General features: G+C 61.0%; 13 protein-coding genes. 5 read left to right on the top strand and 8 right to left on the bottom strand.

Features of this window, described 5'->3' with window-relative positions:
* From SO140_RS31480 to SO140_RS31495, 4 genes are all read left to right on the top strand, one after another.
* The coding region (locus SO140_RS31480; protein WP_498543553.1) for a carbohydrate ABC transporter permease at positions 1-443 on the top strand (443 nt) is incomplete at its 5' end.
* Positions 440-1,279, top strand: a complete 840-nt coding sequence (locus tag SO140_RS31485) for a carbohydrate ABC transporter permease (RefSeq protein WP_449382210.1) — start codon at positions 440-442, stop codon at positions 1,277-1,279. The genes SO140_RS31480 and SO140_RS31485, both read left to right, overlap by 4 nt.
* Before the next feature lie 3 nt (positions 1,280-1,282).
* The gene (locus SO140_RS31490; protein WP_449382209.1) at positions 1,283-2,353 is read left to right on the top strand and encodes an ABC transporter ATP-binding protein; all 1,071 of its coding nucleotides are present in this window, start codon (positions 1,283-1,285) and stop codon (positions 2,351-2,353) included.
* Positions 2,354-2,363: 10 nt separating this feature from the next.
* The gene (locus tag SO140_RS31495) at positions 2,364-4,328 is read left to right on the top strand and encodes a D-apionate lactonase family protein (RefSeq protein WP_449382208.1); all 1,965 of its coding nucleotides are present in this window, start codon (positions 2,364-2,366) and stop codon (positions 4,326-4,328) included.
* 347 nt (positions 4,329-4,675) lie between these two features.
* Here SO140_RS31495 and rbsK read toward each other — a convergent pair whose 3' ends face one another.
* The 3 genes from rbsK to deoC form a co-directional block, all read right to left on the bottom strand.
* Positions 4,676-5,599: a ribokinase gene (gene rbsK / locus SO140_RS31500; RefSeq protein ID WP_449382207.1), complete on the bottom strand. Its 924-nt coding sequence runs from the start codon at positions 5,597-5,599 to the stop codon at positions 4,676-4,678.
* Positions 5,600-5,664: 65 nt separating this feature from the next.
* Entirely contained in the window at positions 5,665-8,052 is a 2,388-nt protein-coding gene (locus SO140_RS31505) for an aldehyde dehydrogenase family protein (protein ID WP_449382206.1), read from the bottom strand.
* 9 nt (positions 8,053-8,061) lie between these two features.
* Positions 8,062-8,979, bottom strand: a complete 918-nt coding sequence (gene deoC, locus SO140_RS31510; protein ID WP_449382250.1) for a deoxyribose-phosphate aldolase — start codon at positions 8,977-8,979, stop codon at positions 8,062-8,064.
* A 356-nt stretch (positions 8,980-9,335) separates the two neighbouring features.
* Here deoC and SO140_RS31515 point away from each other — a divergent pair, with 356 nt between their 5' ends.
* Complete coding sequence (locus SO140_RS31515; RefSeq protein WP_449382205.1) at positions 9,336-10,130, top strand: DeoR/GlpR family DNA-binding transcription regulator; 795 nt, start codon at positions 9,336-9,338, stop codon at positions 10,128-10,130.
* 77 nt (positions 10,131-10,207) lie between these two features.
* Here the strand turns inward: SO140_RS31515 and SO140_RS31520 are convergent, their stop codons facing one another.
* The 5 genes from SO140_RS31520 to iolE form a co-directional block, all read right to left on the bottom strand.
* Positions 10,208-11,359 carry a substrate-binding domain-containing protein gene (locus tag SO140_RS31520; RefSeq protein ID WP_449382204.1) on the bottom strand — a complete coding sequence of 384 codons (1,152 nt, stop codon included), beginning with the start codon at positions 11,357-11,359 and terminating at the stop codon, positions 10,208-10,210.
* Positions 11,360-11,562: 203 nt separating this feature from the next.
* A complete protein-coding gene (locus tag SO140_RS31525) occupies positions 11,563-12,555 on the bottom strand; it encodes an ABC transporter permease (RefSeq protein WP_449382203.1) in 993 nt (330 codons plus the stop codon).
* Positions 12,552-14,120, bottom strand: a complete 1,569-nt coding sequence (locus SO140_RS31530) for a sugar ABC transporter ATP-binding protein (protein WP_474799997.1) — start codon at positions 14,118-14,120, stop codon at positions 12,552-12,554. Before SO140_RS31530 ends, SO140_RS31525 begins: the two co-directional genes overlap by 4 nt.
* A gap of 536 nt (positions 14,121-14,656) precedes the next feature.
* Positions 14,657-15,463, bottom strand: coding sequence for a 5-deoxy-glucuronate isomerase (iolB, locus tag SO140_RS31535; protein WP_449378127.1), 807 nt, complete (start codon positions 15,461-15,463; stop codon positions 14,657-14,659).
* A gap of 58 nt (positions 15,464-15,521) precedes the next feature.
* Positions 15,522-16,415, bottom strand: a complete 894-nt coding sequence (iolE, locus tag SO140_RS31540; protein ID WP_449378126.1) for a myo-inosose-2 dehydratase — start codon at positions 16,413-16,415, stop codon at positions 15,522-15,524.
* Positions 16,416-16,421: the final 6 nt, after the last annotated feature.

Consider the following 16,421-nt stretch of genomic DNA (forward strand, 5'->3'; position numbering starts at 1 on the left):
CCGTGCCGGCTCTTTGGACGGTCAATCCTAGCCTCGTCTATCCCGCCATCATCTTCTGTGAGATCTGGCAGTGGACGCCGTTCATGTTCCTGATCTTGCTTGCCGCCCTTTCGAATGTCGATCGCTCGTTGACCGAGGCCGCGGAGATTGACGGAGCGCGGTTCTGGCGCAGCTTCCGCTATGTGGTCCTTCCCGCAATCTTTCCGGTCATGTCGATCGCCATTCTGATTCGTGGCCTCGACCTCTTTCGCATCTTCGACATCATTTGGGCGCTCACGGCGGGCGGTCCCGGCACAATGACCGAGACGATCTCGGTCTATACCTACGTTCAGGGCTTCAGGCAGTTCGAGTCGAGCTACACGGCGGCGATCGCGTTTCTGGTCATCGCGCTTCTCACCGTCATCGTGACCTGGGCCATTCGACGCATGGGATTGGCAAAATGAAAGGCTTGCCGTTTCATCGTCGCAAGGAAACGAAGCTGGTCTGGCGCTATCTCATCGCGACGTTCCTCGTCGTTATCTTTGTCTTTCCGATATACTGGCTGTTTGCGATTTCGTTCAAGACGCCAGGCGAGATCTTCGCTTTCCCACCAGTGTGGTACCCCAAGAGCATCCAGTTCAACAATTATGCGGTGCTGTTCAAGGATGGCGATGCCAAAACGGTCGGCAACAGTCTGGTACTTGCTTCGGTATCGACCTTCTTTGCCATGATCTTCGGCACTATCGCCGCCTACTCACTGGCACGTTTCAAGACAGGCGGCGAGAACCTCGCCGTGTGGATCATCTCGCAACGCATGATGCCCCCCGTGGCCATCGCATTTCCGGTCTTCCTATTCTATGTCTGGCTCGGCTGGGTCGATACCTATATCGGGCTCATCATCCTCTATACCGCGTTTGGCCTGCCCTATGTGATCTGGATGATGCGGGGCTATATCGAGGACATTCCACTAGAGCTCGAAGAGAGCGCTCTCATCGACGGCTGCAGCCGCTGGGAGGTCCTGTGGAAGGTGGTATTTCCGATGGCGCGCTCCGGGCTGTTCGCCACCGCCGTCTTCACCTTCGTCTTTTCCTGGAACGACTTTCTGTTTTCACTGGTTCTCACGCGCACCGAGGTCACGACCTACACGGTCCAGGTCACGCATTACTTTGGAGGCCAGTCGAACTTCTGGTCCAAGATCGCCGCGATGTCGGTGCTCGGGACCATTCCCGTATTCATCACCGTCGCAACGCTGCAGCGCTATCTCGTCCGCGGCATATCCATGGGCGCAGTCAAGGGTTAACTCGTGTCGGACCTGAAGATTACCGGACTCCACAAGCACTACGGCACATACCACGCCGTCAAGGGAATCGATCTTGAGGTGCCCTCGGGCGAATTCACAGTCCTGGTAGGCCCGTCGGGATGCGGCAAATCAACCTTGCTTCGCACTATCGCAGGCCTCGAGGAGGCGAGCGCCGGCAAAGTTGAAATCGGCGGAAAGGATGTGACGTGGGCACGCCCACGCGATCGCGACATCGCGATGGTGTTTCAGAATTACGCGCTCTATCCCTATCTCAACGTCTATGAAAACATTGCATTTGGCTTGCGAGCGAGGAAAGTTGCATCCCCCCAGATCGACAAACGTGTGAAGCGTGCCGCCGACTTGCTCGGCATTGCACAACTTCTCCAGCGATTTCCACGTGAGCTTTCTGGCGGCCAACGCCAGCGCGTCGCGATCGGCCGCGCGATCGTGCGCGACGCGCTGCTCTTTCTATTCGATGAACCGCTGAGCAATCTCGATGCCCAGCTTCGCGACGACATGCGGGTCGAAATCAAGCGGCTCCATCAGGAGCTCGGCCGTACCATCATCTACGTGACCCACGACCAGATCGAGGCGATGACGCTTGCTGACCGCATCGCGCTGCTGCGCGACGGCAAGATTGAACAGCTCGGCACGCCGCTCGATTTGTTTGAGCGGCCGGCAACGCGCTTCGTGGCCGGCTTCCTCGGCAGCCCGAAGATGAACTTCCTTCCGGCCACGATCGAGACCGGAGAGGTGACCCTTCGCGACGGAACCAAGCTGACCCTGCCTACCGGACGAAAGGCGCCAAACGGCCAAGCCATTTTGGGACTCAGGCCCCAGCACATCGCCAAGGCTAGCGCGAATGCTGCGCCAGGTCACGTGCAGTTGCCATCGACTATAGAGCTCGTCCAACCGACGGGCTCGCGGGTGCAGGTTAGCATGCCGCTCGGGGGCATCAGCATCACCGCCGAATTTGCGGCTCACGAGGTCACGGCGCCGGGCGAACAGGTCAGTATCGACATCGATATGAACCGCGCCGTTCTGATCGATCCACAAACTGACAAGGTCATTTGAGGGAGCCGTCATGGCCCAGAGGAAGCCGAGCCGCGCAATCAAGCTCTTCGGAACCGAAGCTCCCGAAGGCAAACGTCGCGAATTGACCGCAGGTCCCATCTCGGCTGTGTTCGACAGCGGCGCCTTACGCTACATCCGCTATTACGGTGACGAGATCTTGCGAGGAATTTCCTATATCGCGCGGGACAAGGACTGGGGCACGTATGCTCCGGCGATCGAAGACCTGAAAGTCCACCAAAACAAGGATGGGTTTGCCATCACCTATCAGGCCGTTTGCAAGGACCAAAATCAGGCGATCCGATATTCCGCCAAGATCGACGCAAACAGCAATGGGACACTGAAGTTCTCGGCCGAAGGAACGCCCCTTTCCGACTTCCTCACTAATCGCACAGGGTTTGTGGTGCTGCATCCGCTCGCGGGAACGGTGGGGCGCCCGGTCGAAGTCGTGCACACGGATGGGAAGAAAGAGAGGCGCAAATTCCCGAAGTTCATCAGCCCCGGTCAGCCCATCTTTGAAATCCGCTCGCTTAAGCACGAGCCGCTGTCCGGCGTTGCAATGACCGTTCTTATGGAGGGAAACAAGTTCGAGATGGAGGACCATCGAAACTGGATGGATGCTTCCTACAAGACCTATGTGTGCTCCCTGCTCGATCCCTGGCCGTACACGCTGGAGAAAGGCAAGAGCTTCAGCCAGTCAATCACGCTCACCATCTCAGGCAAACCGCCGAAATCGAGACCGAGGACCTCCGCTGCCGATACGACGATAACTCTTGCGGGCGCGAAGGGCCGTATTCCGCAAATCGGCCTCGGCGTGCCGATGGAGGAAGCCGCGGCCGCGCTCGAGGCCGTGGACCTGATCGCTGCGGCAAAGCCTCAATCACTCGTATGTCAGATCGACGGACGCCGGCGAGGACAGGAAGAAGCCGCCGCCTGTTACCGCGATCTTTCAAGGCAAACGGGATCTCCCGTCACACTTGAGATCATTCTGCCAGCCAGAGAGCCGGCCGATAAGGAAGTGGCTGCGATCGCGAGCGCAGTGAATGCCGCGGGGCTCACACCTGCGTCCGTAGTTGTCACCCAGATGCACGATCTCAAATCGTTTCAGCCCAACACACCGAGGCCCTGGGGCCCCACCTACGAGGAAATGGCGACGGCAGCGCGAACCTCCTTCCCCGATGCCATGCTTGGTGGTGGAATGCTTTCCTATTTCACCGAATTGAACCGCAAGCCCGCCCCTCAGGGCGTGTTTGACTTCATCACACATACCGGATGTCCCATTGTCCATGCGCCTGACGACATCTCCGTCATGGAGACGCTTGAGACTCTTCCGTGGATCTTCGCTTCAGCACGCGCCATGATCGGCAAACTGCCCTATCACATTGGCCCGACCAGTATTCCATGTCGTGACAACCCCTATGGCGCAGCGGTTGCGCCAAACCCCGACAATAGGCGGGTCTGCCTCTCCGATATTGATCCGCGCCAGCGCGGGCTCTTCGCCGCCGCATGGAGTCTTGGCTATCTGTCGGCGGCCGCGAGAGCCGGTGTCGACGCAGTGGCCCTCGGCTCTGCCACCGGCCCGCAAGGGATGATCTATCGCAAATTGGCCCATGCCCAACCGTGGTTCGATGGCGGCGCCGGCCGACTGCTCCCTGTCTACCATGTGATTGCAGGTCTTGCCCCTGCGAGCAGCGCAAGGCGCATCGATACGGATTCGTCTGCGCCTTCAAAGCTTTCCGCTCTTGCCCATCGCAACAAGGCCGGGCAAGTGCTTTGGCTTGCCAACCTGTCGAGCGAGACTCAGCGCCTGAAGGTCAAGGGCTTCGATGGCCCTGCCAGTCTGGATGTCCTCGACCAAGGAAGCTTTGAAGCGGCCGTGCGCGATCCCGTCTGGCTCGACAGCGGCCGCACCTACATCCGCAAGGTGGGAGGCTTTGAACTTCAGCCCTATGGGATTGCTCGAATCAGGAGTGGCTGACCGCTTGAAAGGGTTGCGTGTTGCTCTAATTTGGCGATGCTTGTGCGTATTGGCATCATGAGCTCAACCGAAATTATTAGGCCAGCAATGACCGGCCAGCGTTCAAACCTTGCAGACTTGTAACGACATGAACACCAAGGCGCCGCTCCCGCGGCCAAATGCTGGCGAAATGTGAAGGCTTATGAGCGGCTCACCCTTGGCCCCACAGAAACCACTCCGATGTTATTTCAAGCCGCAATTGTTTGCCTGATGGTACTCAGCTTGAGCATTCTCATCGCCCACGCGGTCGACGCTCTTAGGACATAGCGAGCCCGCCGCCATGAAACCGGCGGGCATCATGGAGGAGATCACCCCGCCAACAATGCTTCGATCTCCGCACGTCGCGGCATGGCAGGCGCAGTCCCGGCCCGCGTCACCGAAATCCCCGCCGTCGCCGAGCCGAATCGTGCGGCCTGGAGCGGATCCGCACCGTCCGCGAGCGCCGCCGCGAAACCGCCGACGAATGCATCGCCCGCGCCCGTGGTCTCGACCACGTTGCCCGCGGTAAAGGGCGGCACGTGCAGCGAGCGGTCCGGCGCGTGAAATAGCGCCCCGCGTTCGCCGAGCGTGATCAGCGCTGTTCCGGCTCCCTTGGCCAGCAGCACATCTCCAGCACGGCGAGCGCCCGCAAGGTCGCTCACGGCAATTCCGGTCAACGCCTCAGCCTCGGTTTCGTTGGGGACGACGTAGTCGCACAGAGCAAACAGGCTGCTGTCAAACTTGATCGCAGGCGCTGGGTTGAACACTGTGATGCTTCCCGCGCCGCGCGCGATCTCGAGCCCTCGCCGCGCCGCATCCACCGGCTGTTCAAGCTGCGTAACGAACACGCGGCTGGCGCGGATAGCGTCAGCCGCTTTGTCGACATCGACCGGGCTGATGCCGCCGGCCGCTCCAGGCACCACGATGATCGCGTTGTCACCGCGCGTCTCGTGGACATAAATGAACGCGGCGCCGGTTGGCGCCTCCGTGGTCCTGGCCACGCACGGCTTGATTCCCTCGGCCTCCCACGTCTTGATCGCAAGCTCGCCGAAGGCGTCGCTACCAATCCGGGAGATGAAGCTCACGCTGGCGCCGGCGCGCGCCGCCGCCACGGCCTGGTTCGATCCTTTGCCGCCGGGTCCCATCGCAAATCCCGATCCGGCAATCGTCTCGCCGATCGCAGGCATATTGCCGGCGCGGAACGCCAGATCGACGACAAAAACGCCAAGGACTGCGACACCATTCTTGCTCATGTCATCACTCCGCGTCCGACCCGATAACGCCCTTGCTGAACAGGAAGCAGCCGTAGAAGCGGCGCTTAGTCTCCATAGGGGATCCATATGTTCTTCACCTGCACGGCATGGCGCAGCAGGATCGGGCCTTCGCAGGCAGCCTTGTCGTACCAATCGAGCGCGAGGCCATGATCGACGAGCGTGCGCTTGAGATTGCCGATCGAGAGCCGTTCGGCTGCTGTCGAGGCGTCCTGCGATCCAAAAACCCAGACCGCGTCGACATCGTCGTGCTCGGCAAGAACCTTCACAAGTCCGTCGCGGTCGCCCGTGACAATATTGACGACGCCCGCCGGCACGTCCGACGTCTCCAGCACCTGATAGAAATCGGTCGCGGCGAGCGGATGCCGCTCGCTCGGCACAACGACGACCCGGTTACCCATTGCTACCAACGGCGCGACCAGACTGACGAAGGCAAGCAGCGGCGCCTCATCGGGACAGGCAACACCAACCACGCCGATCGGCTCGTGCATCGCGAGCGCCACACCACGCAGCGGCGGTGCATGGACAGTCCCCTCGAATTTGTCGGCCCAGGCGCCATAGCTGAACAGCCGCTCGATGCTCGCATCGACTTCCGCGCGCGCCTTTGTACTTGATATCCCCGTCATGTCGGAGATGCGTCGGGCAAACTCGTCGTCGCGTGCCGACAGGTTCTCGGCAAGATAGTACAGAATTTGAGCCCGATTGTGCGCTGTTGCCCTTGTCCACGACTCGGCTGAGCGCGCCGCGGCCACGGCATTGCGGATATCCTTGCGGTTGCCTTCGCCCGCCTCGCCCAGATGCCGGCCGTTTAGCGACAGCACAGCACGCGAATAGTTTCCGTCGGGACGCACCTGCTTGCCACCGACGAAAAGTTTGGCCGTTCGATCGATCGGCGGCACGCCAAATCCGGCGCCGGCGTCGGAAGCAGCGGGCAGCGGCGATGCCTTGGTCCTCGCCTTGCGCCCGCTCCATACCTTCGGCTTGAGGTACTCATACATGCCTTCACGGCCACCCTCGCGGCCGAAGCCGGACTCGCGATAGCCACCGAATCCGACGCTTGCGTCGAACAGGTTGGTCGCGTTGACCCAGACAACGCCGGCCAGCAGTTTCGGCGCGATGTCCAGCGCCAACCCGATCGTTTCGCTCCACACGCTGGCGGCAAGGCCGTAGCGTGTATTGTTGGCGAGCATCACAGCTTCGTCCGGCGTGCGGAACGTCATCGCCACGAGAACCGGGCCAAAGATCTCCTCCATCGCAACCGTCGACGATGGATGTACGTTCCAGAGCAGGGTCGGCGGATAGAAACATCCCTCCGTGGGCATCGCGGCGGACGCCTGATATTTCTCTGCGCCCTCCCTCACCCCGGTCTCGACCAGTAGTTTGATCCGCTCGAGCTGGACTGGCGCCACCACCGCGCCCATGTCGATCGCCTTGTCGAGCGGCATGCCGACGCGAAGCGTCTCCATGCGACGGACAAGTCGCTTGCGGAAGGTCTCCGCGATCCCCTCCTGCAAGAGCAGGCGCGAGCCGGCACAGCAGACCTGCCCCTGATTGAACCAGATGGCATCGACCACGCCTTCCACGGCACCGTCGATGTCAGCATCGTCGAAGACGATGAATGGCGATTTGCCACCGAGCTCGAGTGTCAGGGATTTGCCGGAGCCTGCGGTCGATTGGCGGATCAGCCGCCCGACCTCGGTCGAACCCGTGAAGGCAATCTTGTCGACGCCGGGGCTCTCGACGAGCAAAGCGCCAGTCGTACCGTCGCCGGTCACCACGTTCAACACGCCCGGCGGCAGACCGGCCTCGGCCGCAAGCTCGGCGAACAGCAAGGCCGTAAGCGAGGTAAACTCTGCCGGCTTCAGCACCACCGTGTTGCCCGCAGCCAGTGCGGGCGCGATCTTCCAGGCCAGCATCAGTAGCGGAAAATTCCACGGAATGATCTGGCCGATCACACCGATCGGAACCTGGTCGGCGAATTCGCGCTCCTGCAACTGGGCCCAGCCAGCATGATGCAGGAAATGGCGCGCGGCGAGCGGCACATCGAGATCCCGGGTTTCCCGGATCGGCTTGCCATTGTCGATCGCCTCGAGCACGGCAAACAACCGGGCATGACGTTGCAACATGCGCGCCAACGCATAGAGATGGCGCGCCCGGCCGTGACCGCCGAGCTTTGCCCATGGCAACTGCGCAGTGCGCGCGGCGTTGACCGCCGCCTCCACATCGGCAGAAGAGCCTTGCGCAATCCGGGCCAGCGCCTTGCCGACGGCAGGCTCGATCGTCGTGAGATGCTGGCCCGAAAGTGGCGCGACGAATTTGCCGTTGATGAAATGCCCGAACGAGGCTTCATGCCGCGTCAGCCAGGCGCGCGCCTCGCCGTCTGCCTCGGGCGCGGGACCGTACTCCATCGTCTCGAAATAGTCTGCGACGCTCATCGCTGGGTCTCATCCCACGGGGTGGCGGTTGAAGGCCGAGTAGCGACCGGTGACGTGATGCTCGAGCTGCCGCTCGATGTCGGCGAGCAGGCTCGAAGCACCGATGCGGAACAGATCCGGCTCGAGCCAGTCGCGCCCCAACTCCTCCTTCATCAGGAACTGATAGTTGAGCACGTCCTTTGCCGTCGAAATTCCTCCGGCCGGCTTGAAGCCGATCCTGTGCCCCGTGCGCTCCTGATACACACGGATCATCCGCAGCATCGCGAGCGTCACCGGCAGCGTGGCATTCACGCCTTCCTTGCCGGTGGATGTCTTGATGAAGTCCGCTCCGGCCATCATGCAAACCATCGACGCCTTTGCGACATTGCGCAGCGTCTTGAGATCGCCCGTTGCAAGGATCGTCTTCAGATGCGCGTCGCCGCAAGCGGCGCGAAAATCGCGAACCTCCGCGTAGACGGCCCGCCAATCGCCGGTCAGCACATGCTCACGGGTGATGACGATGTCGATCTCCCGCGCGCCGTCCCGGACGGATGCCTCGATCTCCTTGAGCTTCAGGTCGTGGGGCACGAGACCTGCAGGAAATCCGGTGGAGACCGCAGCGACCGGGATATCGGATCCGTCGAGCGCTTCGACGGCAGCCGCAACGAAGCGATGATAGACGCAGATCGCGCCAGTGTGCAGTTCGCGCGCGGCGAAGCCGAGCGCCGCGAGGAGGTCGCCGCGCACGGGGGCCTTGGCCTTGGCGCAGAGGCGCTTCACCCGCTCGGTCGTATCGTCGCCGTTGAGCGTCGTCAGGTCGATGCACGTGATCGCCTTCAGAAGCCACGCGGCCTGCGCGTCCTTCTTGACCGTTCGCCGGCCCGGCAAGCTCGCGACACGCCGTTCGGCAGCCGATAGGTTGATCCTGATCTCGTCGACCCAATCCATCTCGAGCGCGTGGCCGCTGTTGCGCGAGACGGAGTGCGCATGCCCCTCGCCTCGGGCATGGGGCTGCACGGGTACAGCGGACGCATCCTGTATCAAGACGCTCTGCTTCATCGACGCGCCCGTGCAGTCCTAGCGAATCGACGAGATCGCCAGATAGATTGAATGAGCTGATCGAAGCATGTGATCCTCCCTGGTCCTGGCTGCCCGGGGTTTGCCGCATGGGCGACGGACGGCATCGCTGGGATGTTCCGCTAACCTCGAACAGGCCGCGTGTTATAATTCTAACATTTCCACGTTGGCAAACTCACAACATTGTAAGATCATTGTCAACCGGATAAGCAAGCTCGGTGACCAAAATGGCTGAAACAGCGAACGCACGATCAAGCGAGACGCGCGTCCAGCGTTTGCAGAGACTGCGCCGCGCCGTCGAGACGAGCGGCGCGCTGCATCTGAAGGACGCGGCCGGGCTCCTCAAGGTTTCCGAGATGACGGTTCGACGCGACCTCGCCGGGCCGGAGGCTGCGCTCGCTTTGCTTGGCGGCTACGTCGTCAACGCGGCCTCGCCGACCGGAATCAAGTATGCGTTCGAGCAGGAGATCGACCAGCATACCCAGGACAAGCGCCTCGCCTGCCGGTCCGCTGCCGCCGCAATCAATGAAGGCGACACGATCTTCATCGACTGCGGCACCACGATGCAATCGCTGGCGGACTGCCTGCCCGAAGATCTGCCACTCTCGATTATCTGCTATTCGCTGAATGTGGCCACGATCGTCACGCGGCGGCCGGCCACGCAGGTGATGCTGATGGGCGGGCTCTACCACCCATCATCGCAGTCATTTGCGTCGGACGACGGCCTGTCCTACCTGCGACGGCTCGGAATCAACAAGGCGTTCATATCCGCCGGTGGCGTACACTGGACCCGCGGCACCAGCTGCTCCAACTTTCATGAAGTCGCGATCAAGCAGACTGTGATCGCGACCGCTATGGAGAGCATCCTGGTCGTCGATGCCAGCAAGCTCGGCAGCCTCAAGCCGGCCTTCTTTTCCGATATCAGCGCGTTTTCACGGATCATTGTCGGCGGCTCAGCGTCGTCAGACATGCGCAAGCATTTCCGCAGCCTTCCCGTGGAATACGTCACCAGCGCAGCCTGATCCGGACGGGGGCTGGTTCGCCCGGACCAAGTCTGCCTGGCGATGCGCGGCCTCCTGTGACCACGCATCCCGATCGCTCAATTGCAGGCGGGCTTCGCCTTGTTGCAGGCGTCGGTCAGTTCCTGCGGCGGCTCCTTCTTGAAAACCGTCCGATAGGATTCGAGCACGTTCGACTGCGTCACCGGCAGCGACTGCACACCGATCCAACCCGGCGTTTCCTTGCCGAGCAGCGCGTTCATCATTGCCATCGCTTCCGCCACGCCCTGATCATAGGGGCGCTGCGAGCCGGTGGCCTTCAACGGACCACCCTTGGCGATCTCGATCGCTGATTGCAGGCCGAGATCGACCGTGGTGACGGGAATGTCGATGCTCTGCGCCCGCATCGAACTCAGCGTATCCAGCGCCGGCTGATCCCAGACAGCGAACAGTCCCTTTACATCGGGATTGCCGGTGAGGAAGTCGCCCGCGATCTGCGAGACTTTCGGCGGATCCGTGAAATCGACCTGCTTCATTTTTATGTCTGGACGGTTCGCCTTCATCCATTCCCGAACCCCCTTGGTGCGCTCGTTGGTGCTGAAATAGTCGACGCCGAAATTGACGAGACCGATGGTGCCGCCCTGCGTAACACAGGATGCAAGGATCTGTGCCGCGATCTGGCCGTTGCCCTGGCTGTCCGCAGAGACCATCGAGGCATACTCTTCTGGGTGCTTCAGGCCGGTCGGAATGCTGTCCATCAAGACCAGCTTGATGCCGGCCTTGGCGATCTTCTTATAGGTCGGTGCGGTCGCCGTGAAATCGACCGGGATCGAGATAATGCCGTCCGGATGCTGCTGGATGGTGTTCTCGATGTCGGCGATCTGCTTGTCCACCTGATATTCGGCGGACGCAACCCCCGTCACCGTTACTCCGTACTTCTTCAACGTATCGGTGATGCCCTGGATCTGGAGCTGCGACCAGTCAAGGTTGACCGTCTGCATGGAAATGCCGACCTTGAAGTGCTTCTCCTTGACCTTCGCAGCGTCAGCCTCCGAGAGCGCGAGCACCTCGGGCGAAGCCGCCTTCTCGCCGTGGGGTCCCTGGCCGACGATCGATTTCGGTCCAAGCGTCGCGAGATCGACGCCCTTGACGCAGGTCGCAGGCACTTCGGCGCGGGCCGAGGGGGCGAACGAGACGGCTGTCGCTGCGATCAGCGCGGTCAGCGGCAAGGTTCGTCGTAAGATTGGCATCATTGCTTCCTCCATTTTGGCCACCGATTCACTGGAGGGCCGGCAGCCTTGCCCCCACCCAAGCAGCGCAATGATCCTGTGCTCATGCGCTGCGCCTTAATCTGACTAAAGCGCGATGAGATTAGGATGAATCGTCATCGCACTTTAGGTTGTCGTTTGAGCATGATCTTTTCGGAAAACCGCTGCACACTTTTCCGGATCATGCTCTAGCGTTTCGTGAAAGCGACCGCGGCAACGATGATCGCGCCCTTGATCACGAGCTGCATCGGCGAGCTCACACCGAGCAGCACAAGGCCATTGTTGAGCGTGCCGATCATCAGGCTGCCGAACAGCGTTCCCAGGATGTAGCCACGCCCCCCGAACAGGCTGCAGCCACCGAGGATCACCGCGGCGATGACGTCGAGCTCCATTCCCTGGACGACATCTGGCCGCGCAGCATGTGAACGCGCCGACAGCACCAACGCCGCGAGGCCGGCCAGCGTGCCAGTCAGGACAAAGGCTGCGGTCGTCACCCATTTGGTGTTGATGCCGGAGTAGAGCGCTGCCGTCGGGTTGCCGCCGACCGCGTAGATACGACGGCCGAACACGTTGTAGTGCAGCAGCAGGATGCCGAGGATCGTCGCGACCAGCGTCCAGGCGATCGGCACCGGTATGCCGAGGAACGTGCCTTCGCCGAAGATTGCAAAATAGGTCTCGTTGGTGATGATCACGGGCTTGGTGTTGGTGACCATCATCGCCAGTCCCCGGGCCATGCTCAACGAGCCGAGCGTCACCAGGAAGGACGGGATCGAAAGCTGCGTGGTCAGGATGCCATTGAGCAGCCCGATAAGCGCGCCGGTGCCAAGCCCGGCGACCGCCCCTACAACCCAGCTGTTGTTGATTTGGCTCATCGCGAGCGCGGCCGCCATGCCTGATAGCGCCAATGTCGATGCGACTGAAAGATCGATCTGACGCGCGACGATGACGAAGGTCATGCCCACCGCAATGATCGATACCAGCGTCGTCTGGCGTCCAATGTTCAGAAAATTGTCGACCGACAGGAACCAGGGTGAGGACAGGCTGAATACGACGAGCAGGATCACGAAGGCGATGTAGAGCATGTAGGGCCGCTCGCCCCGCAGCAGATTCTGCAGAAGCTTGCGGCGACGATCGGATCGGGTCGACGCGGCGACGACATTGGGCGCGATCAGTTCGGTCATGCGGGCAGCCCTTGCGATACGCCAGCCTGGTACATTTGAAGAAGATGGTGGAGCTCTTCGGCATCGTCGATCTCCCCGCGCATGAGCGTTCGAGCCACATGGCCATTGACGATCACTGAGATGCGGTCGCAGAGCTCGATCAATTCGACGAGATCGGACGAGACGACGAGGACGCCGGTGCCGTCACGAACGGCATTCCGGATTACACCGTAAATTTCCTCCCGTGCGCCCACGTCGACGCCAACCGTCGGCTCGTCCAGAAGCAGGACGCGCGGTCGCGGATCATTCCATTTTGCGAACACGACCTTCTGCTGGTTGCCGCCCGAGAGTGTCCGGACCAAGCTGGAGGCACCCTGCGCCTTAACGGCAAGCTTGGTGATCGCGGCCGCCGCACGCTTGGCGGCGGCGTGCTGCTGCATCCAGCCCCACCGCGAGAAATAGGGAATTCGTGACAGGGTGACGTTGCGTTCGATCGAATGGTCCAGGACCAGACCCTGCACGTGCCGATCTTCCGGCACTAGCGCGATACCCTGATCGATCGCATCGGCCGGGCTCTTCGGCAACCAGCGCCGGCCCTCGATCTCAATTGTGCCGCTGTCGAGTGGCCGGAGGCCGAACACCGTCTCCAGAATCTCCGTGCGTCCGCTGCCGATCAATCCGGCGAGGCCGTGGATCTCGCCTTTCAGCACGGACAGATCGACGGATCGTAGCCGGTCATTGAACGCACCCGACAGAGACAAGACCGACGACGGATCGAACGCGCGCTTTGCCGCGGGCTCGGCGCGCGACGCCGCTGCGGGCGTCAGTCGATCGGTTCCGACGATCGCATTCACCAGCCGCTTCATGTCGGTATCGACGGTGACGAACGTGCCAGCATTGGCCCCATCACGGAGCACTGTGACACGCTGCGAGATCTCGAAGACCTCGTTGAGCCGATGGGTCACATAGATCACGCCGACCCCCCGCCGCGTCACCTTTCCGATCGCATCAAACAGGATTCGGACTTCGTCCGACGTCAGCGACGATGTCGGCTCATCGAGGATGAGCAACCGCACCTCGCCCATTAGCGCCTTTGCGATCTCCGTCATCTGGCGGAAGGCGAACGGCAGCGAGCCGACCGTCGCTTTCGTATCCAGGGGTATGCCGAGTTCCGCCAGGAATGCTGTGGCCTGCGCCATCAGTTCTCGCTTGCGGACGAAGCCGAAACGCATGCGCGGCTCGCGGCCGAGCAGCAGATTGTCAGCGACGCTAAGCGATTCAACCAGGCTCAGGTCCTGATAGACGACGGCAATCCCCGCCTCGCGCGATTTTGCCGGACGGTCGAACGCCACTGGCCTGCCCGCAATCTCGATCGTGCCGCTGTCGAGGGCATGAACACCGCTCAGTATCTTGATCAGTGTGGATTTTCCGGCGCCGTTCTCGCCCAGCAGCGCGTGTACCTCGCCGGCTCGCACCTCGAGATTTACGTCGCGCAGCGCACGCACTCCACCGAAGCGCTTGTTGATGCCGTTGACCATCACAAGCGGCGTCGGAGGCCGTGCGGCAACCGAACCAGACGGCTCCAAGCTCTCCTCCGTCGTAGTCCCACCTCTGGTACGATGGTGACATTTTGTTATTATCGCAACTTAGTTTGTTATAATTCTATCAGATTGACCGACTGTCAATGGGAGATCGGCCCGAACGAACGTTTGAGGACACTGATCCGGCCGCATGCGGCCGTCATCATCGTGCGATAGGGTCGTGCGATAGAGATTGTCGTCGGCGTCGACATGCGGCCAACGCGCTGGGTGCGCCTGGTTCGCCGCAACCGATCTCTGCGCCAAGCCCTGCGGATTTTGCTTCGAACAGAAGCTTCACGGTAATCGCCGCAGCGACTACGTCTTGGCGTTGCCCAATTAGAACCGACCCGGCTCGCTCCGAGGCGGCTTCATCAGGCTTGAAAGTTGCGGGCTTCACCAATGGTTAGAAAGAGGCAGTCGACCTTACCAAGTTGGTGCCTTTTCCTTGTCAAAGATGAGACGTTGAAGCTGGACGTCACCTTCTCGAGGACAGAATTGACCTGATCTCGGATCTGCGCTCCGGATGACCAGGCGTCCTCATTTTAGGCATCACGCTTCATGATCCATTCGACCGCCGGGCTCGGCAGGAAACGCCATTTGCGCAAAGGGCCGGCCATCACGTTGAGATAGTACATCTCGAAGCCATGGGGTGCGCCGCAGGGATGGTGCCCGCGCGGAACCAGGACTACGTCGCCGTCGTGCACAGCCATCGTCACGTCGAGTTGTAAATCGTCGGTGTAGACACGCTGAATACCGAAACCGCTCGATGGTTTGATGCGATGGTAGTATGTTTCCTCAAGGTAGGTGATACGCGGAAAATCATCTTCGTCGTGACGATGCGAGGGGTAACTCGACCAGTGGCCCGCAGGCGTGAACACTTCGGTTACGAGAAGGCTATCGCAATAATCCTCGTTCTCCATCGCAATATTGTTGATGTAGCGCGTGTTCGTCCCCTTGCCACGCTCGATCAGCGTGATTCCGTCCGGACCAATGCGCCGCGCCGCGTGGCCACCCCTGCCAGGAGCCGAACAGACGGCGATTGTACAATCTGTTTCGGCAGTTGCCTGCCACGCGGCGCCGCTGGGTAGATAGAGGCAGTGTGGCGGGGTCTTTTCAAAGACGTCCATCCGCTCGCCCAGACTACCCCAGTCATGCCCACAGCCGGTAAAGGCGGCCTTGCCCTCTACCATCACAAGGATCACCTCGCGATCGCCCTGCGCCTCGGCGGCCTGCTCGCCCTGGCGCAGCCGGTAAAGCGAGAAGCCGACATATCGCCAGCCTGCGGATTGCGGCGTGATTTCATGCACCTTCCCGTGGGTACCAAAGGGTTTGCGTAGCAGTTCCGCCATATTTTTCTCCTGAAGCGCCGCATGCTGGTTCAGCTAGGTTGGCGCTAACCCGCACGATCTACGCGAGGCCGACACGCGCGGCGATCTCCTTGAGCGTGCGCAAGCCCAGACCCTGATATTTGAGCGGTTCGCGGACCCGGCTGTCCTGCTCGGCCTCAATGACGATCCAGCCCGAATACCCATGTTGAGCGGCAATCGTCAGCACCGGCTCAAAGTCGATACAGCCTTCGGGATCGCCCGGCACCGTGAAGGCTCCGCGCCGCACACCTTCGAGAAAACTCAAACCGTGCTCACGCACCTGCCGCATGATCGGGGGACGGATGTTCTTGCAATGGATATGAGTGATGCGGTCGATATATTTGCGCACCATTTGCGATGGATCAGCACCTCCGAAAAAGGCATGGCCCGTGTCGAACAATAGCCGGGTATGGGGACCTGCCATTTCCATGAAGCGATCGATGTCGGCGCCGCTTTCAATGATCGTACCCATGTGATGATGATACCCCATCTTCACACCCTGACCATGGGCGTACTTCGAGAGCTCCTCATATCCTTTCGAGAAGCGCTCCCATTGTTCATCTGTCATGATCGGGCGGTCGTTGACCGCCTCGCGGTCATTGCCATGCACTGTGTTCGAACACTCGCACGCGTTGATGTGATCTCCACCGGCGGCTCTTACCATGTCGATGAAATGCTGAAGGCTCTTCTTCTCAGCATCGATATCGTTCACGAGAATATTGGTCGAGTGCCAGCCGGCCGCAAAGCGCAGACCGTACTCTGCGAGCTTCGCTTTGAGCGCCTGCCCCTCATCAGGCATCTTGTGGCCCTTTTCGATGCCGTCGAACCCGATTTTCTGGCAGTCGCTCAGACAGTCTTCGAGCGTGAGATGATCGCCAATGCTCCAGTCATCATCATTCGACCAAGCGATTGGGTTAGTACCAAACAGGATCATGAGGGA

The sequence above is a fragment of the Bradyrhizobium sp. UFLA05-108 genome (assembly GCF_059803455.1).